Annotated in this window: 22 protein-coding genes and 1 pseudogene; 6 read left to right on the top strand and 17 right to left on the bottom strand. The window is 60.8% G+C overall.

The annotated features are described in order from the left end of the window. Window positions 1–1,133: pseudogene (locus tag AO268_RS17515) on the bottom strand (type IV secretion protein Rhs); the annotation flags it as partial. A 176-nt stretch (window positions 1,134–1,309) separates the two neighbouring features. Then, window positions 1,310–3,130: a sigma-54-dependent Fis family transcriptional regulator gene (locus AO268_RS17510; protein ID WP_099169386.1), complete on the bottom strand. Its 1,821-nt coding sequence runs from the start codon at window positions 3,128–3,130 to the stop codon at window positions 1,310–1,312. 328 nt (window positions 3,131–3,458) lie between these two features. Here AO268_RS17510 and AO268_RS17505 point away from each other — a divergent pair, with 328 nt between their 5' ends. The 6 genes from AO268_RS17505 to AO268_RS17480 are packed head-to-tail and all read left to right on the top strand — an operon-like array spanning window position 3,459 to window position 9,388. Next, entirely contained in the window at window positions 3,459–4,553 is a 1,095-nt protein-coding gene (locus AO268_RS17505) for an ABC transporter ATP-binding protein (protein WP_099169385.1), read from the top strand. After that, on the top strand, window positions 4,553–5,650 hold the full coding sequence (locus tag AO268_RS17500; protein WP_099169384.1) for an ABC transporter ATP-binding protein: 1,098 nt from the start codon (window positions 4,553–4,555) through the stop codon (window positions 5,648–5,650). The genes AO268_RS17505 and AO268_RS17500 overlap by 1 nt, the downstream gene beginning before the upstream one ends. Then, the gene (locus tag AO268_RS17495) at window positions 5,647–6,513 is read left to right on the top strand and encodes a carbohydrate ABC transporter permease (RefSeq protein WP_029293322.1); all 867 of its coding nucleotides are present in this window, start codon (window positions 5,647–5,649) and stop codon (window positions 6,511–6,513) included. The genes AO268_RS17500 and AO268_RS17495 overlap by 4 nt, the downstream gene beginning before the upstream one ends. 10 nt (window positions 6,514–6,523) lie before the next feature. Continuing rightward, complete coding sequence (locus AO268_RS17490) at window positions 6,524–7,324, top strand: carbohydrate ABC transporter permease (RefSeq protein ID WP_076965279.1); 801 nt, start codon at window positions 6,524–6,526, stop codon at window positions 7,322–7,324. Between the two features lie 10 nt (window positions 7,325–7,334). Further along, the gene (locus AO268_RS17485) at window positions 7,335–7,607 is read left to right on the top strand and encodes a DUF2160 domain-containing protein (protein ID WP_076965278.1); all 273 of its coding nucleotides are present in this window, start codon (window positions 7,335–7,337) and stop codon (window positions 7,605–7,607) included. A 38-nt stretch (window positions 7,608–7,645) separates the two neighbouring features. Next, the gene (locus AO268_RS17480) at window positions 7,646–9,388 is read left to right on the top strand and encodes an ABC transporter substrate-binding protein (protein WP_099169383.1); all 1,743 of its coding nucleotides are present in this window, start codon (window positions 7,646–7,648) and stop codon (window positions 9,386–9,388) included. A gap of 86 nt (window positions 9,389–9,474) precedes the next feature. On the opposite strand, the gene AO268_RS17475 is transcribed toward AO268_RS17480, so the two are convergent. The 15 genes from AO268_RS17475 to AO268_RS17405 all read right to left on the bottom strand — a co-directional run bounded on the left by AO268_RS17475 (window position 9,475) and on the right by AO268_RS17405 (window position 25,312). Further along, window positions 9,475–9,789, bottom strand: coding sequence for a helix-turn-helix domain-containing protein (locus AO268_RS17475; RefSeq protein WP_076963806.1), 315 nt, complete (start codon window positions 9,787–9,789; stop codon window positions 9,475–9,477). Then, on the bottom strand, window positions 9,786–10,130 hold the full coding sequence (locus AO268_RS17470) for a toxin (protein ID WP_076963860.1): 345 nt from the start codon (window positions 10,128–10,130) through the stop codon (window positions 9,786–9,788). The genes AO268_RS17475 and AO268_RS17470 overlap by 4 nt, the downstream gene beginning before the upstream one ends. A 238-nt stretch (window positions 10,131–10,368) precedes the next feature. Next, window positions 10,369–11,832 carry an NADH-quinone oxidoreductase subunit NuoN gene (nuoN, locus tag AO268_RS17465; RefSeq protein ID WP_029293335.1) on the bottom strand — a complete coding sequence of 488 codons (1,464 nt, stop codon included), beginning with the start codon at window positions 11,830–11,832 and terminating at the stop codon, window positions 10,369–10,371. 7 nt (window positions 11,833–11,839) lie between these two features. Continuing rightward, window positions 11,840–13,372: an NADH-quinone oxidoreductase subunit M gene (nuoM, locus tag AO268_RS17460; protein ID WP_057445263.1), complete on the bottom strand. Its 1,533-nt coding sequence runs from the start codon at window positions 13,370–13,372 to the stop codon at window positions 11,840–11,842. A gap of 39 nt (window positions 13,373–13,411) precedes the next feature. Next, on the bottom strand, window positions 13,412–15,265 hold the full coding sequence (gene nuoL / locus AO268_RS17455; protein ID WP_076963807.1) for an NADH-quinone oxidoreductase subunit L: 1,854 nt from the start codon (window positions 15,263–15,265) through the stop codon (window positions 13,412–13,414). Beyond that, the gene (gene nuoK / locus AO268_RS17450) at window positions 15,262–15,570 is read right to left on the bottom strand and encodes an NADH-quinone oxidoreductase subunit NuoK (RefSeq protein ID WP_003174727.1); all 309 of its coding nucleotides are present in this window, start codon (window positions 15,568–15,570) and stop codon (window positions 15,262–15,264) included. The genes nuoL and nuoK overlap by 4 nt, the downstream gene beginning before the upstream one ends. Window positions 15,571–15,572: 2 nt before the next feature. After that, window positions 15,573–16,076 (bottom strand): NADH-quinone oxidoreductase subunit J, encoded by a 504-nt coding sequence (gene nuoJ, locus AO268_RS17445; protein ID WP_017476146.1) that lies wholly within the window; start codon window positions 16,074–16,076, stop codon window positions 15,573–15,575. Window positions 16,077–16,085: 9 nt separating this feature from the next. Then, entirely contained in the window at window positions 16,086–16,634 is a 549-nt protein-coding gene (gene nuoI, locus AO268_RS17440) for an NADH-quinone oxidoreductase subunit NuoI (protein ID WP_003174725.1), read from the bottom strand. Between the two features lie 11 nt (window positions 16,635–16,645). Beyond that, window positions 16,646–17,653, bottom strand: a complete 1,008-nt coding sequence (nuoH, locus tag AO268_RS17435; protein ID WP_017737147.1) for an NADH-quinone oxidoreductase subunit NuoH — start codon at window positions 17,651–17,653, stop codon at window positions 16,646–16,648. Continuing rightward, window positions 17,650–20,364, bottom strand: a complete 2,715-nt coding sequence (nuoG, locus tag AO268_RS17430) for an NADH-quinone oxidoreductase subunit NuoG (RefSeq protein WP_099169382.1) — start codon at window positions 20,362–20,364, stop codon at window positions 17,650–17,652. Before nuoG ends, nuoH begins: the two co-directional genes overlap by 4 nt. Before the next feature lie 135 nt (window positions 20,365–20,499). Beyond that, complete coding sequence (nuoF, locus tag AO268_RS17425; protein WP_076963809.1) at window positions 20,500–21,855, bottom strand: NADH-quinone oxidoreductase subunit NuoF; 1,356 nt, start codon at window positions 21,853–21,855, stop codon at window positions 20,500–20,502. Further along, window positions 21,852–22,349, bottom strand: coding sequence for an NADH-quinone oxidoreductase subunit NuoE (gene nuoE, locus AO268_RS17420; protein ID WP_029293358.1), 498 nt, complete (start codon window positions 22,347–22,349; stop codon window positions 21,852–21,854). The genes nuoF and nuoE overlap by 4 nt, the downstream gene beginning before the upstream one ends. Before the next feature lie 8 nt (window positions 22,350–22,357). Next, on the bottom strand, window positions 22,358–24,142 hold the full coding sequence (gene nuoC / locus AO268_RS17415) for an NADH-quinone oxidoreductase subunit C/D (protein ID WP_099169381.1): 1,785 nt from the start codon (window positions 24,140–24,142) through the stop codon (window positions 22,358–22,360). A 71-nt stretch (window positions 24,143–24,213) separates the two neighbouring features. Continuing rightward, a complete protein-coding gene (locus AO268_RS17410) occupies window positions 24,214–24,888 on the bottom strand; it encodes a NuoB/complex I 20 kDa subunit family protein (protein ID WP_012724951.1) in 675 nt (224 codons plus the stop codon). A gap of 10 nt (window positions 24,889–24,898) precedes the next feature. Then, a complete protein-coding gene (locus tag AO268_RS17405; RefSeq protein WP_003219575.1) occupies window positions 24,899–25,312 on the bottom strand; it encodes an NADH-quinone oxidoreductase subunit A in 414 nt (137 codons plus the stop codon). Window positions 25,313–25,382: the final 70 nt, after the last annotated feature.

The raw sequence follows: 25,382 nt of genomic DNA, 5'->3' as shown, positions 1-25,382 counted from the left end.
ACGGCCACGGCCTTGTAGCGCTCCACCGCCCCCATAAAACGCTTGAGGATGTCGAACACGCCCTTGACGAAGCCCACCGCCAGCTCAACCACCTGCGCCCCATACTTGGCCAGGCGCAGCCCCAGATACGCGATCCCGGCGCCTTGCAGGGCAATGGTCAGCACCAGCGCAATCAGCAAATCAATCAGCAACGACACGGCAAACCCGGCAAGCACCTCGGCGGTTTTCCCTGCTACCAGCGCAATCAGCAAATCAATCAGCAACGACACGGCAAACCCGGCAAGCACCTCGGCGGTTTTCCCTGCCACCTGGCTGGGCGGCAACGCCGACAACCAGATCATCGCCGTGCGCAACATCAGGTACAGCGCCGCTTCGTCGCTGGCCAGCAACATCGCCTGTTCCATCACCTGCGGCGCCTCACGCGCTAGGGCTGCCAGCTCGGCGGCCTGGGTGCCCAGGCGCTCGATATGCTTGGCCGGGTCCTTGAGGATGTCCTGCACCAGCGACAGGCTGTCCCACACCTCGGAAATGGCTGACCAGGTGCCGGCCAATATCCCACTGCCAATGGCACTTGACGCCGACGCCTGCCAGTGCGGTTTGAACCCCCTCCATTCCTTGCGCAGCCAGGCTTGTAGCTCGGCGGTCAAACCGTCGTAGGAAGTAAACAGCGCCTCCACCTGCGCCGTTGTAACTCCGCCCTGCACACGCACCTGATAGCGTCCACCGGCCGTGCAGTGATGGGTGCCCTTGCCCTGTGCATCCAGTTGGATCAGCGTGGAACTGCCATCATCCAGGCCAATCACCTGCACCTGGAGATTGCCCAGGGGCACGTCATACACCGACTCGAATTGGCTCTCGATCCTCAGCTCGCCGCCTGCCGGGCACACGGCAACACTGGAGGCAAAGTCGGTGTCGGTCATACTCACCGACCCCTGGGCATCACCGATCCGCAGCACCCGCTCCATGCCCAGCAGCGACGGCAAATCCGTGGCATGACTGGCCTTGTCCAGGGCCTGTGCGTACCAGCTTGTTATCTGCCGGCGGTACAGTGCCAGGCTCTGGTGAAAGCCATCGAGCTCGTATTCGATCCGCTCGATGGGCGATGAATCAGGGGCAGGGGCAGGGGCTGGCATCCATGACGTCTCTGCAAAAGAAAGGCGTCGGAGAATGCCGCAGGAAAAGAGCGGTTGGAGGTGTGGGCCGTTAAATCAGAATGGGCTTACGTGCAGGGAAAAATTTCCCGGTTGGACTTCCGTTTAAGGCCACCTCAATTGGCGAGCGGTCCTAAAGGCAAATACAAGATTTGCGGCTATGGAGCGGCACGTAATCGCTTGTACAACGTATTACGGCTAACCCCCAGCTCCCGCGCCAGATGGGAGATATTGCCGCCGACCGCCGCCAACCGTTGCTTAAGGCCCTGGATATCCTCCAGATCGCCCATCACCACCGGCGTACTGGGTACGGCTTGCCCCAGGTCGACAAAAAAGTCATCCGGCAGGTGTTCCGGGCGGATCGGTTGGTCTTCGGCCATGGCCAGCGCTACCTGGATCACGCTGCTGACCTGGCGCAGGTTGCCCGGCCAGGGGTGTTGCTCGAATAACGCCAGGACGTCGGCACTGAGCCCGGCCCATTGCGTGGGTTCGCGGTGCTGTTGCCACAGTTGCTTGAACAGCGCCTGCTTGTCACTGCGTTCGCGCAGGGGCGGCAGCTCCAGGGTCAGGCCGCCAATGCGGTAGTACAAATCCTCACGAAACCGTCCGATCTGCACCTGTTCGCGCAGCGAGCGGTTGGTGGCCGAGATAATCCGCAGGTCCACCGGGAACAATTCGCTGCTACCCACCGGTTGCACGCAACGCTCTTGCAGTACCCGCAGCAGCCGGGCCTGAGTGGGCAGGGGCATGTCGCCGATTTCATCGAGAAACAGCGTGCCTTTGTCCGCCTTGCGGATCAGGCCGATGCTGCCTTTTTGATTGGCACCGGTAAATGCGCCTTTTTCGTAGCCAAACAACTCCGACTCCACCAGCTCCGCCGGAATCGCCGCACAGTTGACGGCGATAAATGCTTGCTGGCTGCGGGAACTGGCCTGGTGCAGGGCTTTGACGAAAACTTCCTTGCCCACCCCGGTTTCGCCGTGGATCAGTAGCGGGATGTCTTTTTCCAGCAGGCGTTCGGCCTGGCGCACAGCCTTTTCCACGCGGCTGTCGCCAAAATGCAGGGTCTTGAGGCCAATGGCCGCGGGGGCCGACGGGCTAAAGACCCTGGCCTGCACCGGCACCTGCTTGGGGCGTTTGAGCAGGCACTGGAAACGGTTGCGCCCGGCAGCTTGCAGGGCGAAGGGTAGGCCTTCGGGCTGGTTGAGCAGCTCCAGCAGCGAGACCTTGAACAGGCTGTCGATCATTACCCGCGACAGGCTGATGCCCAGCAGGTTGTCGGCGCGGCGGTTGGCCGACAGCACCTGGCCGCTTTCATCGAAGATCAGCAGGCCAGCCCATTGGCTGTCGAGGTTGTTCAGGCCGGTATTGAAGGTCAGTTGGAAGTGTTCGCCGCCAAACAGGTTGAGGATCAGCCGGTTTTCCACGGTCTGGCTCATCATCTTGACCATGCCCAGGGTGTGGGAGGGCGGTAGGTAGCTGTCGCTGGACACATCCAGCACCGCAATGATTTCGCGCTTGGCATCAAAGATCGGCGCGGCCGAACCGGTCATGAAACGGTTGGCCTTGAGGAAGTGCTCGTCATGCTCGATATGCACCGCCTGGGCGCAGGCCAGCGCGGTGCCGATGGCGTTGGTGCCGGTGGCGCGCTCCATCCAGCTGGCCCCGGCGCTGAAGCCCCGGGCGAGCTTGGGTTCGATAAAGCGCTGGGTGCCCCAGGACGTCAGGACCTGGCCCTGGTTGTCGGCCAGCATGATCAGGCAGTTGGAATTGCTTAGGATGTTCTCGTAATAGGGCAGCACTTCCTGGTGGGTGGTCTGGACCAGTGCATGCTGGCTCTCCAACAGTTGGCTGATGCCCTCGGCGGGCAGTTGGTCGAAACTGGGGGTGCTTTGGTGATCCAGGCCAAAGGCACGGCAGCGGCGCCAGGAGTCCTGGATGATGGTGTCGTGGGGCAAAAGCGGGGCTGCTGCGGCCATGGTGGTGACCTTCTTTTTATTGTTGTTATGAACCGTGCACCGCTCACCTTGTGGGAGCTGGCTTGCCTGCGATGGCGTCCGTGAGATCGCTATCGCAGGCAAGCCAGCTCCCACAGGTTGAACGGTTTTACTGGGCTTACTCAGTGTTGTTCAGAACTGTTCATTGTCAACCCGGCGGTTGTTCAATTGTTCAGTTGTGAATGTTCATTTCTGTTCAGCACCGAGCAGCAGTTCTGCCTAAGCCTTTGGTAAATAAATATTTTTTGTTATTGGCACGAAACTCGCTCTGCCCCTGGAAGAACAATTCCAATAAGAAAAAGGGCGTGTCATGTCATTGACCCTGGAACATGTGACCCGCGTTGTCGAAGGCCAGACCTGGATCGATGACGCCAACCTGCGCTTTGAAGCCGGTTCCTTCAATGTCCTGCTAGGGCGCACGTTGTCCGGCAAGACCAGTCTGATGCGCCTGATGGCCGGCCTGGACAAGCCGGACCACGGGCGCATCCTGATGAACGGCGTCGACGTTACCCACAAGCCGGTGCGCTTGCGCAATGTGTCGATGGTGTACCAGCAGTTCATCAACTACCCGACCATGACCGTGTTCGAGAATATCGCCTCGCCGCTGCGCCAGGCTGGGGCCTCCAACGAACTGATCCACAGCAAGGTGCTGGAAACCGCGCAGATGTTGCGCATCGACAAGTTCCTGCAACGTCATCCCCTGGAGCTGTCCGGTGGCCAGCAGCAACGCACGGCCATGGCCCGGGCGCTGGTCAAGGATGCCGAGCTGATTCTGTTCGACGAACCCCTGGTCAACCTGGACTACAAACTGCGCGAAGAGCTGCGTCAGGAAATGCGCGAGCTGTTCAAGGCCCGCAACACCATTGCCATCTACGCCACCACCGAGCCTAACGAGGCCCTGGCGCTGGGCGGCACTACGACCATCCTCCACGAAGGCCGGGTGATCCAGAGCGGCAGGGCCGCCGAGGTCTATCACCAACCGCAGATGGTATTGGCGGCCGAGCTGTTTTCCGAGCCGCCGATCAACCTGATGCCGGGGCGCATCAGCGGCAATGAAGTGAGCTTCGCCAATGATGTGCACTTCCCGTTGAACGTGGACCTGCGGCCGATTGGCGAGGGCGAGTTCCGCTTTGGCGTGCGTCCCAGCCATATCAGCCTGGTGCCCAGCAACGACGATGACCTGGAACTGGCAGTGACCGTGGAAGTGGCGGAGATCAGCGGCTCGGAAACCTTCCTGCATGTGCGCAGCGAGCATTTTCTGCTGGTGTTGCACTTGCCTGGGGTACACGAATACGACGTGGATGCGCCGATCAGGATCTACATACCAACCCATAAACTGTTTGTGTTCGATGGCCAGGGCCGTTTGCTCCAGGCCCCCGGGCGCCGTGTCGCGAGGGTTGCCTGATGGCCGAGATCCATTTGCAGAACCTGGCGCATAGCTACAGCCCTACACCTGTGGGGCCTGAAGACTACGCCATTCGCGAAATGAACCACATCTGGGAGCAGGGCGGCGCCTACGCCTTGCTAGGTCCCTCGGGCTGCGGCAAGTCGACCTTGCTCAACATCATCTCCGGCCTGCTTAGCCCTTCGGAAGGCCAGGTGCTGTTCGACAGCAAGGTGGTGAATGACCTGACCCCGGAAAAACGCAATATCGCCCAGGTGTTCCAGTTCCCGGTGGTCTACGACACCATGAGCGTGTTCGATAACCTGGCATTCCCCCTGCGCAACCAGGGCATGGCCGAGGCGAAAGTGCACAGCAAGGTGCAGGAAATTGCCGAGGTGCTCGACCTGCAGAACCTGCTGGGCAAAAAAGCCCGCAACCTCAGCGCCGATGAAAAGCAAAAGGTCTCGATGGGCCGTGGCCTGGTACGCGATGACGTATCGGCGATCCTGTTCGACGAGCCGCTGACGGTGATCGACCCGCACCTGAAGTGGAAACTGCGGCGCAAGCTCAAGCAAATCCACGAGCAGTTCAATATCACCATGGTCTACGTCACCCACGATCAGTTGGAGGCCTCGACCTTTGCCGACAAGATCGCGGTGATGTACGGCGGGCAGATTGTGCAGTTCGGTACGCCACGGGAGTTGTTCGAGCGTCCCAGCCATACCTTTGTCGGCTATTTCATCGGCAGCCCTGGGATGAATCTGATTGAGGTGCAGGCCGATGCCGGTGGGGTGCGGTTTGCCGGGACACATCTGGCGTTGTCCGAGGTGCAGCAACGGCAGATCGCGGAAAAGAACTACAAGAAACTCCAGGTCGGTATTCGTCCCGAGTTTATTCATGTGTGGGACGAGTCCACTCCTGACGCGTTGCAGGCCGACGTCATGCATGTCGAAGACCTCGGCACCTACAAGATCCTGACCCTCAACCTCGACGGCGCGCCGTTGAAAGTACGCCTGGCCGAAGACAAACCAGTGCCCGAAGGCCGGGTGTCGATCAGCTTTCCGGCGCAATGGCTGATGGTGTATGCCGACGATTACCTGCTGGAGGCGCGGCCATGAACAAGGTGCAGAACAACAAGGCCTGGTGGCTGGTGTTGCCGGTGTTCCTGCTGGTGGCGTTCAGCGCGGTGATCCCGATGATGACCGTGGTCAATTACTCGGTGCAGGACATTTTCGACCAGTCCAGCCGCTATTTCGTCGGGGCCGACTGGTACAAGCAGGTGTTGCTGGACCCGCGCCTGCATGACTCGCTGTTGCGCCAGTTCATCTATTCCGCGTGTGTGTTGCTGATCGAGATCCCGCTGGGCATTGCCATTGCCTTGACCATGCCCACCAAGGGGCGCTGGTCGTCCCTGGTGCTGATTGTGATGGCCATCCCGCTGCTGATCCCGTGGAACGTGGTCGGCACCATCTGGCAGATCTTCGGCCGTGCCGATATCGGCCTGCTGGGCTCGAGCCTGAATGCCATGGGCATCAACTACAACTATGCCGCCAACACCATGGACGCCTGGGTCACGGTGCTGGTGATGGACGTGTGGCACTGGACCTCCCTGGTGGCGCTGCTGTGCTACTCGGGGCTGCGGGCCATACCGGATGTGTACTACCAGGCCGCGCGGATTGATCGTGCGTCGGCCTGGGCAGTATTCCGACATATCCAGTTGCCGAAGATGAAGAGCGTGCTGCTGATCGCGGTGATGCTGCGCTTCATGGACAGTTTCATGATCTATACCGAGCCTTTTGTCCTGACCGGCGGTGGGCCGGGGAATGCGACGACCTTTCTCAGTCAGACCCTGACCCAGATGGCTGTCGGTCAATTCGACCTGGGCCCGGCGGCGGCGTTTTCCCTGGTGTATTTCCTGATCATCCTGTTGGTGTCCTGGCTGTTCTACACCGCCATGACCCACTCCGACGCCAACCGCTGAGGCCGCCAACATGAGCAAGCGCAAGGTCATTCCGCTGTTGATCTACATCCTGTTCCTGCTGGTGCCGATCTACTGGCTGCTGAACATGTCCTTCAAGAGCAACACCGAAATCCTCGGCGGCCTGACGCTGTTTCCGCAGGAATTCACCCTGGCCAACTACAAGGTGATCTTCACCGACCCCAGTTGGTACACCGGCTATCTCAACTCACTGTATTACGTGAGCCTGAACACCGTGATTTCCCTGACGGTGGCGCTGCCAGCGGCCTACGCGTTTTCGCGCTATCGCTTCCTGGGCGACAAGCACCTGTTCTTCTGGTTGCTGACCAACCGCATGGCGCCGCCGGCGGTGTTCCTATTGCCGTTTTTCCAGTTGTATTCGTCCATTGGCCTGTTCGATACGCATATCGCCGTGGCCCTGGCCCACTGCCTGTTCAACGTGCCGCTGGCGGTGTGGATCCTGGAAGGCTTTATGTCGGGGGTGCCCAAGGAGATCGACGAAACGGCCTACATCGACGGCTATAGCTTTCCGAAGTTTTTCGTGAAGATCTTTATCCCGCTGATTGGCTCGGGGATTGGTGTCACCGCGTTTTTCTGCTTTATGTTTTCCTGGGTCGAACTGCTGCTGGCGCGCACCCTGACGTCCGTCAATGCCAAGCCGATTGCTGCCGTGATGACCCGCACCGTGTCAGCGTCCGGGATTGACTGGGGGGTGCTGGCGGCCGCCGGGGTACTGACTATCCTGCCGGGCATGCTGGTGATCTGGTTTGTTCGCAACCATGTGGCCAAGGGCTTTGCCCTGGGCCGGGTCTGAGGAATCGATGATGGAATGGATGGCCTGGACCACCCCGACTGCCCTGTTCTTTGTGGCGATTGCCCTGTTGCTGGCGGGCATGACCACATGGGAACTGCGCTCGCCGAGCATTCCCCGGCGCGGCTTGTTACCGATCAGCACCACCCGTGGTGATCGCTTGTTTATCGGTCTTCTCGGGAGCGCCTACCTGCATCTGCTGGTGATTGGCGTAACCGGCTGGAGCATCTGGGTGGCGTCCGCGCTGTCTGTGGTGTGGCTGTTGTCTGTGATGCGTTGGGGATAGCCACAGGCATCCCTTTTGATCCCAACCAGGAGGTCTCTATGTTCGATAAAAACAATAAGCTGCGACATAGCATTTCATTGGCGGCCGTCTTGGCCCTCAGCGGTTTGAGTGCTGTGGCCTGGGCCGATGCCTATGAAGATGCCGCGAAGAAGTGGATCGGCAGCGAGTTCAAACCGTCCACCCTGACGCAGGCCCAGCAGCTTGAAGAACTGAAGTGGTTTATCAAGGCCGCCGAGCCGTTTCGTGGGATGAAGATCAATGTGGTGTCAGAAACCCTCACCACCCACGAGTACGAATCCAAGGTGCTGGCCAAGGCCTTCAGTGAAATCACCGGGATCAAGCTGACCCACGACCTGCTGCAGGAAGGCGACGTGGTGGAGAAGCTGCAGACCCAGATGCAGTCGGACAAAAATATCTATGACGGCTGGGTCAACGATTCCGACCTGATCGGTACGCACTTTCGCTATGGCAAGACCGAATCGATTACCGACCTGATGGCCAATGAAGGCAAGGACTTCACCTCGCCGACCCTGGACCTCAAGGACTTTATTGGCATCTCCTTTACCACTGCGCCGGACGGCAAGATCTATCAGTTGCCCGACCAGCAATTCGCCAACCTGTACTGGTTCCGTGCCGACTGGTTCGAGCGGGCCGATCTGAAGGCCAAGTTCAAGGAAAAGTACGGCTATGAGCTGGGCGTGCCGGTGAACTGGTCGGCCTATGAGGATATCGCCAAGTTCTTCAGCGAAGACGTCAAGGAAATCGACGGCAAGCGCGTGTATGGCCATATGGACTATGGCAAGAAGGATCCGTCCCTGGGCTGGCGCTTTACCGATGCCTGGTTCTCCATGGCCGGTGGCGGCGATAAGGGCCTGCCCAACGGCTTACCAGTGGACGAGTGGGGGATCCGGGTCGAGGACTGCCACCCGGTGGGTTCCAGCGTGACCCGTGGCGGCGACACCAACGGCCCGGCCGCAGTGTTTGCCACGCAGAAGTATGTCGACTGGATGCGCGCCTATGCGCCACCGGAAGCGGCGGGCATGACCTTCTCCGAGTCCGGGCCGGTGCCGTCCCAGGGTAATATCGCGCAGCAGATTTTCTGGTACACCGCCTTTACCGCCGATATGACCAAGCCGGGCTTGCCGGTGATGAACGCCGATGGCACGCCGAAATGGCGCATGGCCCCGTCACCACGCGGTCCGTATTGGGAGGAGGGCATGAAGCTGGGGTATCAGGACGTGGGCTCCTGGACCTTCCTCAAATCCACGCCAGAGAAACAGAAACTGGCGGCCTGGCTCTATGCGCAGTTCGTCACCTCGAAAACCGTGTCCTTGAAAAAAACCATTGTTGGCCTGACGCCGATCCGCGAATCGGACATCAATTCCCAGGCCATGACTGACCTGGCACCGAAACTTGGCGGCCTGGTGGAGTTCTATCGCAGCCCGGCGCGGGTGCAATGGACGCCGACCGGCACCAACGTGCCGGACTATCCACGCCTGGCCCAATTGTGGTGGAGCCATATCTCGGAAGCCGCCAGTGGCGAGAAAACCCCACAACAGGCGCTGGATGGCCTGGCCAAGGACCAGGACGCGATCATGACGCGCCTGGAGCGCTCCAAGGTGCAACCGATCTGCGGGCCGAAGATGAACCCCGAGCGCGATGCCCAGTACTGGTTCGACCAGCCGGGTGCGCCCAAGCCGAAATTGGCGAACGAGAAGCCCAAGGGTGAAACCGTGAACTATGCGGACTTGCTCAAGTCGTGGGAGGCTGCGCGCAAGTGAGGGAGGGCGGATAGCACAACGGCACCGTGAGGTGCCGTTTTTGTTGCGGTGTAAAAGACCGCTTCAGCAGCCTTTAAGGCATGCGATCAGCTTAGCAGTGCCAATCGTTCCACTGTATCCGGAAATTTTGATACCAGCCGAATCAGTGTGGCGGCCTGGGCATTGGGTCGTGCTCGGCCTTGCTCCCAGTTTTCCAGGGTGCGTGTATTGGTGCGTAGATACATGGCAAATACAGCACGGGAAAGATTGAGCTGTTGTCGTACTGCAATGACGTCTTCAGCGGTGAGAAGGGCCAGTTTGTTTTGCTGCACGGTATGAGTCCGGAGTGTGACCTTGCCTTGGCGCTCGTTGGCCAATGCATCGAAGCCTTCGACCAGTTCGGAAAAAATGTCACGTTTCATGTGAATCCTCTCGCTTTGATTTCCCTGTCCAGCATGTGCTTGAGGGCGTGTTTGTGTTGTGGGCTCAAGTCGCTCTGCTCGTGCTTGCCGTACAGCGTGAACAGCCAAAATTGAGTGCCGCCCGACCACCAGTAATAGATGACTCGTAATCCACCCCGCTTGCCTTTGTTTCGTCGTTCATCGACGAAGCGCAGCTTGCGTAACCCACCGGTCCCTTCCATCACGGCCCCCGCTTCGGGGTTCTTCATGAGTTCTTGCTGAAAGCCGTGAAACAGTTCGTCAGTCAGGTAGTCCTTGCGGTACCGCTCAAAGGGCGGCAGTTCAATAAATAGAGCATCCATGTTCTGTACGTAGCCTGCGTATAGTTTGGTGGCCCCTCTGCCAAGGGTCAAGTGACCATGACGTGGGATTCTTCCTAAAGCGCATACACCATACGAGTGGCTCAGGCAGATAGATGCCAGACACAGAGGCATTTTCGTAAGGAACATTCCTTGAGCCGGGCAGGGAACTTTAACCTTTGCCAGAAACGCAAAACGGCACCCTCAGGTGCCGTTCTGTTTACTGCTGGCTGCTAGGTAATCAACCCGCCATCACCGCATGCTGCACCAGGGTGAGCAACGGTTGTGGGTAGACACCCAGGAAGAACGCCAGCAGGGCAATGGCCAGCAGCATCACGCCACCGGCTTTCTGTTCCCAGTGCAGCTCGGCGTCCACACGGCGCAGGTTTGGCTCGATCAGGTACAGGGTGACCATCACGCGCAGGTAGTAGAACACGCCGATGGCGCTGCCCAGTACCAGGGATGCCACCAGCCACCATTCGTGGGCTTCGACACCGGTCGCGACGATGTAGAACTTGCCGATAAAGCCTGCGGTCAGCGGGATACCAGCCAGGGACAGCATCATCACGGTCAGTACGGCGGTCAGGTACGGACGGCGCCAGAACAGGCCGCGGTATTCGTACAGGGCGTCGGCGTCACGGCCTTTATAAGGCGAGGACATCAGGGTGATCACGCCGAACGCGCCGAGGCTGGTGATCACGTAGGTGACCAGGTACACGCCAATCGCTTCCACCGCCAGGCCCTTGCTCGCCACCAGGGCGATCAGCAGGTAGCCGAAGTGCGCGATGGACGAGTAACCCAGCAGACGCTTGAGGTTGTTCTGGGTCAGGGCCAGCAGGTTGCCGAACAGGATCGACGCAATGGCGATCACGGTCAGCACGTCGCTCAGCACACCGGTGTTGGCGGCCGGGGAGATCTGGAACAGACGCACCATCACCGCAAACACTGCAACCTTCGACGCAGTAGCCAGGAACGCGGCTACCGGCGCCGGGGCGCCTTCGTACACGTCTGGGGTCCACAGGTGGAACGGTACCAGCGACAGCTTGAACGCCAGGCCGATCAGCATCATGGCCAGGCCCAGTTGGGCGATTGGCGCAGGCATGCTGGTGGTGGCCAGGGCGTGGCCGATACCGCTGAAGCTCAGGCTGCCGGCTTCGGCGTAGAGCAGGGCCATACCGAACAACAGGAACGCGGAACCTGCAGCCGACAGCACCATGTACTTGATGCCGGCTTCCAGGGAGCGCTTGTTGAAGAAGGCGTAGGCCACCAGGCCGTAGGTCGGGATCGACAGCAGTTCCAGGCCGATGAACAAGCCGGCCAGGTGCTGCGCGCTGACCAGCACGATACCGCCGGCCGCCGCCAGTAGGATCAGCAGGTACAGCTCTTCGCGGTTGCCCGGGTAGCCGGTGCCGCCTTCGCCGAGGTAGGCATGGGCGAGGGTGACGCAGGCCAGTGTCGCCACGAGGATCAACGCGGTGTACAGCAGCGCGAAGTCATCGATCATGACCAGCGGGGTCACCGCCAGCGGGGCTACCTTGAGTGCCGGGATAATCGACAGCAAGGCCAGGTTCAGGCCTGCGGTAGACAGCAGGAACGTCTGCGAGTGATTGCGGCGCCAGGCGATTGCCAGCATCACCACCACAATGGTGAGGCTGGTAATCAGCAGCGGCGCAAGCGCGATAAAGTGTTGGATCGTGAATTCCATAGCGCTCTTACCGGGCCGAAGCGAGTTGAGTGAAGGCGGTGCTCAACCACTGCTGCACGCCATGCATCGTGGCGGCAGAGGTGTCGAGGAACGGTTGCGGATACACGCCGATATACACCAGCAATGCCGCAAGGCCGAGCACCATGATCAGTTCGCGAGCATCCATCCCTTTGAGGACGGCGTCCGACTTGGTCGGGCCGAAGTAGGCGCGGTGGATCATGATCAGCGAGTAGACCGAACCGAACACCAGGCCGGAGGTGGCAATCGCGGTGATCCATGGCGCACTGACGAAGCTGCCCATCAGGATCAGGAACTCACCGACGAAGTTGCCGGTACCCGGCAAGCCCAGGGACGCAGCGGCAAAGAACAGGCTGATTGCCGGCAGGTAGGCGATACGCGACCAGATGCCGCCCATTTCACGCATGTCACGGGTGTGCAGGCGCTCGTACAGTTGGCCACTGAGGATAAACAGCGCGGCGGCTGAAACACCGTGGGCCAGCATCTGGATCACTGCGCCTTGCAACGCCAGTTGGCTGCCGGAGTAGATGCCGATCAGTACGAAACCCATGTGGGAAACGGACGAGAAGGCAATCAGACGCTTAATGTCGGTTTGCGCGAAGGCCAGGAATGCACCGTAGAAGATCCCGATCAGGCCCAGGGTCATGGCGATCGGCGCAAACTCGGCCGAAGCATTCGGGAACAGCGGCAGGGCAAAACGCAGCAGGCCGTAGGCCGCCGTCTTCAACAGGATACCGGCCAGGTCCACGGAACCTGCGGTGGGCGCCTGGGCGTGAGCGTCAGGCAACCAGGAGTGGAACGGCACCACCGGCAGTTTCACCGCGAAGGCGATGAAGAAACCGAGCATGAGGATGTACTCGGTGGTCATCGACATCTTGGTTTTCAACAGGTCGGCGTAGTTGAAGGTAATCACGCCGGTGTTGTTGAAGTTGACCAGGACCAGACCCAGGATCGCCACCAACATGATCAGGCCGGAAGCCTGGGTGAAGATGAAGAACTTGGTCGCCGCGTAGATCCGGGTTTTCTTGCCGTCCGAAGAACTGTGACCCCAGAGCGCGATGAGGAAGTACATCGGCACCAGCATCATTTCCCAGAAGAAGAAGAACATGAACAGGTCGAGGGCGAGGAACACGCCGACTACGCCGCCCAGGATCCACATCAGGTTCAGGTGGAAGAAACCCACGTGACGCTCGATTTCTTTCCAGGAGCAGAGTACCGAGAGGATACCCAGCAGGCCGGTCAGCAGGATCATCAACAGCGACAGGCCGTCGAGGGCCAGGTGCACATTGATGCCGAAGCGTTCGATCCAGACGTGCTTGAACTCAAGCGCGAAGGTTGGATCGACACCCGGTGCCGGAGCAAATGAATAGTCGCCATGGGCCCACAGCCAGAGGCCGAGTGCGAGTTCCAGGGACATGGTCAGCAACGCAATCCAGCGGGGCAGGGTAGCGCCGAAGCGCTCGCCCATCCAGCAGAGCAGGCCGCCGATAAAGGGGATCAGGATTAGCCAGGGCAGAATCATGACGGGCTCGTTTCCTTTCGCAAGTTCGCAAAGTTCATATCAGACCGCTACCACTACGATGGCGCCGATCACCAGCACGGCACCGGCCGCCATGGAAGCTGCATACCAACGCAATTGGCCGGTCTCGGTGCGGCTCAGGGCGGTGTGGCCAGCCTTGGCGGCACGCGGGATCAAACCGATGGTTTGGTCGAGCGGGTCTTTGCGCAGTACATGGCTGATCGCAAGGTAAGGCTTGACGAACAGTTTGTCGTAGATCCAGTCGAAGCCCCAGGCAGCGAACCACCAGGCCGAAAGGAAGCGGCCAATGCCACTGTTGGCCACGGCGGTGACCAAGCGACGCTTGCCGAGGAACAACAGGGCCGCCAGCAGGATCCCGGCGATGGCGATGGCGCCCGAGGCGATTTCCAGGCTGTGCTTGGCGTCGCCGCCGGCATGCCCGACGCTTTGTGGCAGTACGCCGGCCAGTGGCGGAGTGATCATGGCGCCGACGAAGGTCGACAGGATGATCAGCACCGACAGCGGCAGCCAGTGGGAAATGCCGTGGCCTGCGTGGGCTTCGGTCTTGGCTTCACCGTGGAACGTGATGAAGATCAGGCGGAAGGTGTACAGCGAGGTCATGAACGCACCCACCAGGCCGGCGTACAGCAGGCCCTGGTTACCGCTGGCAAAGGCTTCCCAGAGGATTTCGTCCTTGGAGTAGAAACCTGCGGTCACCAGTGGCAGGGCTGCCAGCGCGGCACCACCGACGATGAAGCTGGCGTAGGCCAACGGCAGTTTCTTCCACAGGCCGCCCATCTTGAAGATGTTCTGCTCGTGGTGGCAGGCAACGATCACCGCACCGGACGCCAGGAACAGCAGGGCCTTGAAGAAGGCGTGGGTCATCAGGTGGAAGATTGCGCCGTCCCAGGCACCGACGCCCAGGGCCAGGAACATGTAGCCGATCTGGCTCATGGTCGAGTAGGCGAGGATGCGCTTGATGTCGGTCTGCACCAGCGCGGCAAAGCCGGCCAGCACCAGGGTCACGCCGCCCACCAGGCCCACCAGGTGCAGGATTTCCGGCGCCAGGGTGAACAGGCCGTGGGTACGGGCGATCAGGTAGACACCGGCGGTCACCATGGTGGCGGCGTGGATCAGTGCCGACACCGGGGTAGGACCGGCCATGGCGTCTGCCAGCCAGGTTTGCAGTGGCAGTTGTGCCGATTTACCGACAGCGCCGCCCAGCAGCATCAGGGTCGCCAGGGTGATCCAGAAGTCGCCGACCTGGAACTTCTGCGGTGCCAGCACCAGCAGTTCCTGGATGTTCAGCGTGCCCACCTGTTGGAACAGGATGAACAGGCCGATGGCCATGAACACGTCGCCGATCCGGGTCACGACAAAGGCCTTGAGGGCCGCGTTCCCGTTGTTGCGGTTGCTGTAGTAGAAACCGATCAACAGGTACGAGCACAGGCCCACGCCTTCCCAGCCGAAGTACAGGAACAACAGGTTATCGCCCAGCACCAAGAACAGCATGCTGGCGATAAACAGGTTGGTGTAGGCGAAGAAGCGCGAATAACCGGCCTCACCGCGCATGTACCAAGACGCGAACAGGTGGATCAGGAAACCCACGCCCACCACCACGCCGAGCATGGTGATCGACAGGCCGTCGACGTAGAGGGCGAAGTCAGGCTTGAAGCCCTCGACCGCCATCCATTGCCACAGCACCAGGGTGTAGTGACCGGCTTCGGGCGGCGCCACGTTGAACTGCCAGATGACGTAGGCGGCGACAATCGCCGACAGGCCAATGGAACCCACGCCGACCAGGGCCGAGAGGTTTTCCGACCAGCGTCCACGGGAGAACGACAGCAGCAGGAAACCGATCAGGGGAAATACGAAAGTCAGAAAGATCATGTTCATCCGCGCATCTCACTGGCAGCGTCGATATCAAGCGTGTGGAAGCGACGATACAGTTGCAACAGGATCGCCAGGCCAATACTGGCCTCGGCAGCTGCCAGGCTGATCACCAGGATGAACATTACTTGCCCATCCGGCTGGCCCCAACGCGCACCCGCCACGATGAAGGCCAGTGCAGCAGCGTTCATCATGATTTCCAGGCTCATCAACACGAACAGAATGTTACGGCGAACCATCAGGCCGACCAGGCCAAGGCAGAACAGGATGCCGGCGACCGCCAGACCATGCTCCAAAGGGATAGCAGGCATCGTCATTGCTCCTTGGCTTCGTTGCGGCCCAAGTGGAAGGCGGTGATGGCTGCCGCGAGCAGCAGCATCGAAGCCAGTTCGACCACCAGCAGGTACGGGCCAAACAGGCTGATGCCCACGGCCTTGGCGTCTACGGTGGTGTGGCCGATGGCCTGGCCGCTCTGGTGAGCGAACAGCACATACAGCAGTTCAGCCAGCAGCAGCGCTGCCAGGATCACCGGGCCAAGCCAGATGCCGGGCTTGAGCCAGACGCGTTCCTGGGCGACCGAAGCCGGCCCCAGGTTGAGCATCATCACCACAAACACGAACAGCACCATGATGGCGCCAGCGTAGGCGATCACTTCCAGCACACCGGCGAACGGTGCGCCGAGGCTGAAAAAGGTCATGGCCACGGCGATCAGCGAAATGATCAGGTAGAGCAGGGCGTGCACGGGGTTGGTGTTGGTGATCACGCGAAGCGTGGACACCACTGCAATACCCGATGCGAAATAGAAAGCGAATTCCATCTTTCTTCCTTAAGGCAGCAAGCTCTTCACGTTGATCGGCTCGGCTTCGTTTTGTGCGGCGCCCTTGGGCTTACCGGCAACGGCCATACCTGCAACACGATAGAAGTTGTAATCAGGGTTTTTACCGGGACCAGAGATCAGCAGATCTTCTTTCTCGTACACCAGGTCCTGACGTTTGAACTCGGCCATCTCGAAATCCGGTGTCAGCTGGATCGCGGTGGTCGGGCAAGCTTCCTCGCAGAGGCCGCAGAAAATGCAGCGCGAAAAGTTGATGCGGAAGAAGTCCGGGTACCAGCGACCGTCTTCGGTTTCAGCTTTCTGCAGGGAGATGCAACCCACCGGGCACGCCACGGCGCACAGGTTGCAGGCTACGCAACGCTCTTCGCCGTCGGGGTCGCGGGTCAGTACGATGCGGCCGCGATAGCGCGGCGGCAGGTACACCGCTTCTTCCGGGTATTGCAGGGTGTCGCGTTTGCGAAAGCCGTGACCGAACACCATCACCAGGCTTCGCAACTGGGTACCGGTACCCTTAACGATGTCGCCAATATATTTGAACATGGGTCAAATCCTCACTGAACCGCGCCCGCTGGCGTGTTCAACAACACAACGGCAGCAGTCACCAGCAAATTGATCAGGGTCAGCGGCAGGCAGAAGCGCCAGCTGAAATCCATCACCTGGTCGTATCGTGGACGCGGAATGGAAGCGCGCAGCAGGATAAACAACATGATGAAGAACGCGGTCTTGAGGAAGAACCAGAAGAACGCCAACTGCGGCAGGATACCGAACGGACCGTGCCAGCCGCCGAAGAACAGCGTGACCAGCAGGGCCGAGATCAAGATGATGCCGATGTACTCACCCACGAAGAACATGCCCCATTTCATGCCGGCGTATTCGATGTGGTAACCGTCGGCCAGTTCCTGCTCCGCTTCCGGCTGGTCGAAGGGGTGACGGTGAGTCACGGCCACGCCAGCAATGAAGAAGGTACAGAAGCCGAAGAACTGCGGAATGATGAACCACAGGTTCTGCGCCTGGTACTCGACGATGTCGCGCATGTTGAATGAGCCCACCTGCACCACGATGCCCATCAGCGCCAGGCCCATGAACACTTCGTAGGACACAGTCTGGGCCGAGGCCCGCAAGCTGCCCAGCAGGGCGAACTTGTTGTTACTGGCCCAACCAGCGAACAGCACCGCGTAGACCGACAGGCCGGCCATGGCGAAGAAGAACAGCAAGCCGATGTTCAGGTCCGCCACGCCCCAGGTCGGGGTGATCGGGATGATCGCGAAGGCGATCAGCAAGGCGCTCATGGCCACGACCGGTGCCAGGGTGAAGATCACCTTGTCGGCAAACGGTGGGGTCCAGTCTTCCTTGAAGAACATTTTCAGCATGTCGGCGGCGATCTGGAACATGCCGAACGGGCCAACGCGGTTCGGACCGTAACGGTCCTGCCACCAGCCCAGCAGGCGACGTTCGACGAAGCTGAGCAGGGCGCCCGCGACGACCACGGCCAACAGGATCACGATGGCCTTGACGACCGAGATGATCACGTCGATCACTTCAGGGGTGAACCAGGTCATTGCGCTGCCTCCTGCAGACCGTCAACGGTTTGGCCAAAGATCGCAGGCGGAATCCCGGCGAGGCCTTTTGGCAGTGCAACCAGGCCAGCACCCAGCTCGTCGTTGATGCGCAGCGGCAGACGCAGGGTCTGGCCGGCCACGTTCAGGCTGAGCAGGGCACCGTCGTTGACGCCCAGGCGATCGGCTTCGGACTTGGCCACGGATACGTAGGCGGCGGGAATGCGCTCTTGCACCGGTGCGGCTTTGGAAGAGGTCTCTTCGCTGCCGAACAGGTGGAAGAACGGCACAACCTGCCAGGTGCCCTGGGCCGGGTTGAACGGACGCGGTACACCAGCGAACCAGTTCAGCGAATCACCGCTGCTTTCGATCAGGCGGGTGCCCGGGTCGCCAGCGCGGATATGCCCACCGACTTCGTCCTGGAACTTGTTCCAGGCCTGCGGCGAGTTCCAGCCCGGCGACCAGGCAAACGGCACCTGCTGACGCGGCTCGACCGAACCCGAGTAACCTTCCATGGAGAAGGCGAACGCGGTGTCGTTGTCTTGCGGGGTACGCGGTTCGTGCACGCTGATATCAGCGCGCATGGCGGTACGCCCGGAATAACGCAGCGGCTCACGGGCCAGTTTCATGCCCTTGATACGGAACGCGGCGGACGGTGCGGCATCGACGATACGCGCCAGTTGCGGGGCGCTCGCGGCGACGGCTGCGGTGACGTGGTCGAGCTGGGTCCAGTCGATCGGCTGGTTCAGCAGGGTTGCGCGCAGGGCATGTAGCCAGCGCCAGCCTTCGTGAACCAGGATACTGGCGTCCATGTACTTCGGATCGAACACCTGGAAGAAGCGCTGGGCGCGGCCTTCCTGGCTGACCAGGGTGCCGTCGCCTTCGGCGAAGGTGGCGGCTGGCAGTACCAGGTGGGCCCGCTCGCTGGTGGCGGTCTTCTGGTGATCGGCGACGATCAGCACTTTGGCTGCGTTCAGTGCAGCGTCAACCTTGGCCGCATCGGTGCGGGTGTACAGGTCGTTTTCCAGCACCACGATGGCGTCGGCATTGCCGTCGATCACCGCTTGCAGGGCGCTGTCCAGGGACTCGCCACCGAGCATGGCCAGGCCAAGGCTGTTGGCTTCCGGCACGACCAGGCTGATGGAGCCGTTCTTCTCGCGCAGCTTCAGGGCCTTGGCGATGTTGGCGGCGGCCTCGATCAGCGCCTTGGAACCCAACGAGGTGCCGGCAATGATCAGTGGACGCTTGGCCGCCAGCAGGGCGTCGGCGATGCGTTGAGCCAGGGCTGCGGCTTCTGCGTCCAGGCCTTCGACGGCAGGGGCGCTGGCGTCGAGGGCGTGGGCCACGGCGAAACCGATGCGCGCCAGGTCGTCGGGCGCGGCGTGCACGCATTCTTCGGCGATATCATCGAGCTTGGTTTCAGCGAGGCTGGCGATAAACAGCGGGTTCAGCGCGTGCTGGCCGATGTTTTTCACCGCGGCGTCGAGCCAAGGCTGCACGCGCATGGCGTCGGCCATTTCTTCGGCCTTGCCTTTGACCGACTGGCGCAGCGACAGGGCGATACGCGCGGCGGTCTGGGTCAGGTCTTCACCGAGTACGAAGATTGCGTCGTGGTCTTCGATGTCGCGCATGTTTGGCACTGGCAGCGGGCTGTCGTTCAGCACCTGGAGGACCAGGCGGATGCGCTCCAGCTCAGCGGCTTCGATACCACTGTAGAAGTGCTCGGCACCGACCAGCTCGCGCAACGCGTAGTTGCTTTCGAGGCTGGCGCGTGGCGAACCGATACCGACGATGTTGCGCCCGCGCAGCAGGTCGGCGGCTTTATCCAGTGCCGCGTCCAGGCTCAGCTTGGCGCCATCGGCCAGCAATGGCTGGCGCGGACGGTCTTCGCGGTTGACGTAGCCATAGCCGAAGCGGCCACGGTCGCACAGGAAGTACTGGTTGACCGAACCGTTGAAGCGGTTTTCGATGCGACGCAGTTCGCCGTAGCGCTCGCCCGGGGAGATGTTGCACCCGCTGGAGCAGCCATGGCAGATGCTCGGCGAGAACTGCATGTCCCACTTGCGGTTGTAGCGCTCGGAGTGGGTCTTGTCGGTGAACACGCCGGTCGGGCAGACCTCGGTGAGGTTGCCGGAGAACTCGCTTTCCAGAACGCCGTCTTCAACGCGACCGAAGTACACGTTGTCGTGGGCGCCGAATACGCCCAGGTCGGTGCCGCCGGCGTAGTCTTTATAGAAACGTACGCAGCGATAGCAGGCGATGCAGCGGTTCATCTCGTGGGAAATGAACGGGCCCAGTTGCTGGTTCTGGTGGGTGCGCTTGGTGAAGCGATAACGGCGCTCGTTGTGGCCGGTCATCACCGTCATGTCTTGCAGGTGGCAGTGACCGCCTTCCTCACAGACCGGGCAGTCGTGGGGGTGGTTGGTCATCAGCCATTCGACAACGCTGGCGCGGAACGCCTTGGATTCATCATCGTCGATGGAGATCCAGGTGTTGTCGGTGGCCGGCGTCATGCAGGACATGACGATACGACCACGGGTGTCGTTTTCATCGGTGTACTGCTTGACCGCACACTGGCGACAGGCACCGACGCTACCAAGCGCGGGGTGCCAGCAGAAATAAGGGATGTCGAGGCCTAGTGACAGACACGCCTGTAACAGGTTGTCCGCCCCATCGACTTCGAGCGCTTTGCCGTCTACGTGGATAGTGGCCATGGTTCAAAGTTCTTCGTTGGCCCGTTGTCAGCGGGCGTGGCTAATGGAATCTTGTTATGCATGTGCCTCAACACAGCCTTTACGGCGTCAGCACATGACAAGGCGAAGGGCACGGACCCTTCGCCTATTGAAACGTTACGCGCCGACTACGATCGGCTTTGCCAGAGGCGGGACGGCGGCGCTTTTGGGCGCGATGCCGGCCTCGAACTCCGAGCGGAAGTACTTGATTGCGCTGCCCAATGGCTCCACGGCGCCCGGTGCGTGAGCACAGAAGGTCTTGCCTGGGCCGAGGAAACCGACCAGGCCCAGCAGGGTCTCGATATCCCCCGGCTGGCCTTCGCCGTTCTCGATCGCCATCAGGAGCTTGACGCTCCATGGCAGGCCATCGCGGCACGGGGTGCAGAAACCACAGGATTCGCGAGCGAAGAACTGCTCCATGTTGCGCAGCAGCGAGACCATGTTCACGGTGTTGTCCACCGCCATCGCCAGGCCGGTCCCCATCCGGGTGCCCACCTTGCCGATACCGCCGGCATACATCTGTGCGTCGAGGTGCTCGGGCAGCAGGAAACCGGTGCCGGCGCCGCCTGGCTGCCAGGCCTTGAGGGTGTAGCCATCGCGCATGCCGCCAGCGTAGTCCTCGAACAACTCGCGGGCGGTCACGCCAAAGGGCAGTTCCCACAGGCCGGGGTTCTTGACCTTGCCGGAGAAGCCCATGAGTTTGGTGCCCATGTCTTCGCTGCCTTCGCGGGCCAGGGATTTGTACCAGTCCACGCCGTCGGCGATGATCGCCGGCACGTTGCACAGGGTCTCGACGTTGTTCACGCACGTAGGCTTGCCCCACACGCCAACGGCGGCAGGGAAGGGCGGCTTGGAGCGTGGGTTGGCGCGGCGGCCTTCGAGGGAGTTGATCAGGGCGGTTTCTTCACCGCAGATATAACGCCCGGCACCGGTGTGCACGAACAGCTCGAAGTCGAACCCCGAGCCGAGGATGTTCTTGCCCAACAGGCCGGCGGCCTTGGCTTCTGCCACGGCACGGTTCAGGTGCTTGGCGGCGGTGGTGTATTCGCCCCGCAGGAAGATGTAGCCCCGGTAGGTTTTCAGTGCGCGGGCACTGATCAGCATGCCTTCGATCAGCAGATGGGGCAGTTGCTCCATCAGCATGCGGTCTTTCCAGGTGTTGGGCTCCATTTCATCCGCGTTGCACAGCAGGTAGCGGATGTTGATGGATTCGTCCTTGGGCATCAGGCCCCACTTCACCCCCGTGGGGAAGCCTGCACCACCGCGGCCTTTAAGGCCGGCGTCCTTCACGGTCTGGACGATATCGTCCTGGGCCATGTCGGCAAAGGCTTTGCGTGCGGCGGCGTAACCGTTCTTGGCCTGGTACTCGTCAAGCCATACCGCCTCGCCGTCGTCGCGCAGGCGCCAGGTCAGCGGGTGAGTCTCGGCCGAACGCTTGATCAGGTTGGCGGGACCAAAGGAAGTCAGGGTCATGGGTAGCCCTCGAGCAATTGGGTGACGCCAGAGGCCTGGACGTCGCCGAATGTGTCGTCGTCGATCATCAACGCCGGCGCCTTGTCGCAGTTGCCCAGGCAGCACACCGGCAGCAGCGTGAAGCGCCCGTCTGCCGTGGTTTGGCCCAGGCCGATGCCCAGCTTGCTCTGGATCGCATCGACCACCGACTCGTGGCCACCGATGTAGCAGACCATGCTGTCGCACACGCGAATGATGTGGCGGCCGACCGGCTGGCGGAAGATCTGGCTGTAGAACGTCGCCACGCCTTCCACATCGCTGGCCGGGATGCCGAGGATCTCGCCGATGGCGTAGAGGGCGCCGTCGGGCACCCAGCCACGTTCCTTCTGGACGATCTTCAAGGCTTCGATCGACGCCGCGCGCGGGTCTTCGTAGTGATGCAGCTCGTGCTCGATGGCCGAGCGCTCGGTTTCACTCAAGGTGAAACGGTCTGTCTGGATAAGCGTGCTGTTCATGCTCATGCTTAGCGGTCCACGTCGGCCATAACGAAATCGATACTACCCAGGTACGCAATCAAGTCCGCGACCATCTCGCCTTTGATCACCGAAGGGATCTGCTGCAAGTGCGCGAAGCTTGGGGTACGAATCCGGGTGCGGTAGCTCATGGTGCCGCCATCGCTCGTCAGGTAATAACTGTTGATACCCTTGGTCGCTTCGATCATCTGGAAGGACTCGTTGGCCGGCATCACCGGGCCCCACGAGACTTGCAGGAAGTGCGTGATCAGGGTTTCGATGTGCTGCAGGGTGCGCTCTTTAGGCGGCGGCGTGGTCAGCGGGTGATCCGCCTTGTACGGGCCTGCCGGCATGTTGCGCATGCACTGCTCGATGATCTTCAGGCTCTGGCGCATTTCTTCGACGCGCACGATGCAACGGTCGTAGGCATCGCCATTGGCCGCCAGCGGAACTTCAAACTCGAAGTTCTCGTAGCCGGAGTACGGGCGCGCCTTGCGCAGGTCGAAATCGCAACCAGTGGAACGCAGGCCGGCACCGGTGACGCCCCATTCCAGGGCTTCCTTGGTGTTGTACTGCGCGACGCCGATGGTCCGACCCTTGAGGATGCTGTTATCCAGCGCAGCCTTTTGGTACTCGTCCAGACGCTTGGGCATCCAGTCGATGAATTCCTTGACCAGGCGCTCCCAGCCATTTGGCAGGTCGTGGGCCACGCCGCCGATGCGGTACCAGGCCGGGTGCAGGCGAAAGCCCGTGATGGCTTCGATGACCTTGTAGGCACGCTGACGGTCGGTGAAGGTGAAGAACACCGGGGTCATGGCGCCGACGTCCTGGATATAGGTACCCAGGAACAACAGGTGGCTGGTGATGCGGAAGAACTCGGCCATCATGATGCGGATGGTGTCGACGCGGTCCGGGACCTTGATGCCGGCCAGCTTCTCGACCGAGAGCACGTACGGCAGGTTGTTCATCACGCCGCCGAGGTAGTCGATACGGTCGGTGTACGGGATGAAGCTGTGCCAGGACTGGCGCTCGGCCATCTTCTCGGCACCACGGTGGTGGTAGCCGATGTCCGGTACGCAGTCGACGATTTCTTCGCCGTCCAGTTGCAGGATGATACGGAAGGCACCGTGGGCCGAAGGGTGGTTCGGGCCCAGGTTGAGGAACATGTAGTCCTCGTTGGTGCCGGAACGCTTCATGCCCCAGTCTTCCGGGCGGAAACGTGCAGCCTCTTCTTCAAGCTGTTGCTTGGCCAGGGTCAGGCTGAACGGATCGAATTCGGTAGCGCGGGCAGGGAAGTCCTTGCGCAGCGGGTGACCTTCCCAGGTTGGCGGCATCATGATGCGCGTCAAGTGCGGGTGGCCCGGGAAGTCGATCCCGAACATGTCCCAGACTTCACGCTCGTACCAGCTGGCGTTCGGCCAGATACCGGTCACGGTCGGGATGCTCAGGTCGCTTTCCGAGAGGGCGACCTTGATCATCACGTCGCTGTTACGTTCCAGCGACATCAGGTGATAGAACACGGTGAAGTCGGCGCCGCTCGGCAGCCCCTGGCGCTTGGTGCGCAGACGCTCGTCCACGCCATGCAGGTCATAGAGCATGACGTACGGCTTGGGCAGGTTGCGCAGGAAGGTCAGGACTTCGACGAGCTTGGCGCGCGCCACCCACAGCACCGGCATACCGGTGCGTGTGGCCTGGGCGGTGAAGGCGTCAGGGCCAAAACGGTTATTGAGCTCGACGACCACATCCTGGTCGTCTGCCTTATAAGGCGGGATGTACAGAGCACTGCCTGTAGTCATGGTTTTTTATCGCTTTCGGTCAACGTAAAGAATGAAGCCAGGTTTTCGTTCTATAAAAGAAGCGGGCTGGATCAGACTTCGTCGGGGCTGCGCAGGTTGGTGACTGCGATTCGCTGTTCGCGGCGCTGTTCCTTTTGCGAAGGCATCTCGGCGCGGTACACGCCTTGATCACCGACGACCCAGGACAGTGGGCGACGCTCCTTGCCAATCGACTCCTGCAGCAGCATCAAGCCTTGCAGGAATGCTTCTGGGCGGGGCGGGCAGCCAGGCACGTAGACGTCCACGGGCAGGAACTTGTCCACCCCCTGGACCACGGAGTAGATGTCGTACATGCCACCGGAGTTGGCGCACGAACCCATGGAGATAACCCACTTCGGCTCGAGCATTTGCTCGTAGAGACGCTGGATGATCGGCGCCATCTTGATAAAGCAGGTGCCGGCGATAACCATGAAATCCGCCTGGCGCGGCGATGCCCGGATAACCTCGGCGCCAAAGCGCGCGATGTCGTGGGGCGCCGTGAAGGCGGTGGTCATTTCCACGTAGCAGCACGAAAGGCCGAAGTTGTACGGCCACAGGGAATTCTTGCGCCCCCAGTTGACCGCGCCACTCAGCACGTCTTCCAGCTTGCCCATGTAGATGTTTTTGTGGACTTGGTCTTCTAACGGATCGGAGACGGTTTCCCGTTCGCCGATGGGGTACTGATCGTTAGGAGCATCCGGGTCGATCCTGGTGAGATTGTATTGCATCGCCAAAGCCTCATTGTTTCAGCTTCGCTTGCCGCTTGCGACGAGCTTCTGGAGCCCAGTCAAGGGCGCCTACTCGGAACAGGTAGACAAGACCTGCCAACAGAATTGCTATGAAAACGAGAGCTTCGACGAATCCGGTCCAGCCGCTTTCGCGGACGGACACAGACCAGGCAAAGAGAAAGAGGGCTTCGATATCGAAGATCACGAACAGCATCGCGACCAGATAGAATTTGGCTGAGAGCCGCAAGCGGGCGCCACCTGTAGGTAGCATGCCGGACTCGAACGGTTCGTTTTTGCTGCGGCCCCAGGCTTTTGACCCAAGGAGGCTGGAAACACCGAGCATGAAGGCGCAGAGGCCGACAACACCGAGGAGGAAAATGGCAAAGCCCCAGTTGTGGGCCATGAGTCCTGTCGCTTCGGTCATGCTGGAAATCCTTAACAGAGAGCAAAGGTCTCTGAGCTCGAAAAAGTAACGGCGCAGTGACGATATGTCG

Source organism: Pseudomonas sp. ICMP 8385 (assembly GCF_002699915.1).
In the GTDB taxonomy this organism is placed as follows: Bacteria; Pseudomonadota; Gammaproteobacteria; order Pseudomonadales; family Pseudomonadaceae; genus Aquipseudomonas; species Aquipseudomonas gessardii.
This window is presented reverse-complemented; position numbering and strand designations above follow the sequence as displayed.

Coding starts and splice junctions, on each gene's coding strand:
- AO268_RS17510 (WP_099169386.1), bottom strand. CDS start 3,130: ATGGCCGCAGCAGCCCCGCTTTTGCCCCACGACACCATCATCCAGGAC.
- AO268_RS17505 (WP_099169385.1), top strand. CDS start 3,459: ATGTCATTGACCCTGGAACATGTGACCCGCGTTGTCGAAGGCCAGACC.
- AO268_RS17500 (WP_099169384.1), top strand. CDS start 4,553: ATGGCCGAGATCCATTTGCAGAACCTGGCGCATAGCTACAGCCCTACA.
- AO268_RS17495 (WP_029293322.1), top strand. CDS start 5,647: ATGAACAAGGTGCAGAACAACAAGGCCTGGTGGCTGGTGTTGCCGGTG.
- AO268_RS17490 (WP_076965279.1), top strand. CDS start 6,524: ATGAGCAAGCGCAAGGTCATTCCGCTGTTGATCTACATCCTGTTCCTG.
- AO268_RS17485 (WP_076965278.1), top strand. CDS start 7,335: ATGGAATGGATGGCCTGGACCACCCCGACTGCCCTGTTCTTTGTGGCG.
- AO268_RS17480 (WP_099169383.1), top strand. CDS start 7,646: ATGTTCGATAAAAACAATAAGCTGCGACATAGCATTTCATTGGCGGCC.
- AO268_RS17475 (WP_076963806.1), bottom strand. CDS start 9,789: ATGAAACGTGACATTTTTTCCGAACTGGTCGAAGGCTTCGATGCATTG.
- AO268_RS17470 (WP_076963860.1), bottom strand. CDS start 10,130: ATGGATGCTCTATTTATTGAACTGCCGCCCTTTGAGCGGTACCGCAAG.
- nuoN (WP_029293335.1), bottom strand. CDS start 11,832: ATGGAATTCACGATCCAACACTTTATCGCGCTTGCGCCGCTGCTGATT.
- nuoM (WP_057445263.1), bottom strand. CDS start 13,372: ATGATTCTGCCCTGGCTAATCCTGATCCCCTTTATCGGCGGCCTGCTC.
- nuoL (WP_076963807.1), bottom strand. CDS start 15,265: ATGAACATGATCTTTCTGACTTTCGTATTTCCCCTGATCGGTTTCCTG.
- nuoK (WP_003174727.1), bottom strand. CDS start 15,570: ATGCCTGCTATCCCTTTGGAGCATGGTCTGGCGGTCGCCGGCATCCTG.
- nuoJ (WP_017476146.1), bottom strand. CDS start 16,076: ATGGAATTCGCTTTCTATTTCGCATCGGGTATTGCAGTGGTGTCCACG.
- nuoI (WP_003174725.1), bottom strand. CDS start 16,634: ATGTTCAAATATATTGGCGACATCGTTAAGGGTACCGGTACCCAGTTG.
- nuoH (WP_017737147.1), bottom strand. CDS start 17,653: ATGACCTGGTTCACCCCTGAAGTGATCGACGTGATCATCTCGGTCGTC.
- nuoG (WP_099169382.1), bottom strand. CDS start 20,364: ATGGCCACTATCCACGTAGACGGCAAAGCGCTCGAAGTCGATGGGGCG.
- nuoF (WP_076963809.1), bottom strand. CDS start 21,855: ATGACCCTGACTTCCTTTGGTCCCGCCAACCTGATCAAGCGTTCGGCC.
- nuoE (WP_029293358.1), bottom strand. CDS start 22,349: ATGAACAGCACGCTTATCCAGACAGACCGTTTCACCTTGAGTGAAACC.
- nuoC (WP_099169381.1), bottom strand. CDS start 24,142: ATGACTACAGGCAGTGCTCTGTACATCCCGCCTTATAAGGCAGACGAC.
- AO268_RS17410 (WP_012724951.1), bottom strand. CDS start 24,888: ATGCAATACAATCTCACCAGGATCGACCCGGATGCTCCTAACGATCAG.
- AO268_RS17405 (WP_003219575.1), bottom strand. CDS start 25,312: ATGACCGAAGCGACAGGACTCATGGCCCACAACTGGGGCTTTGCCATT.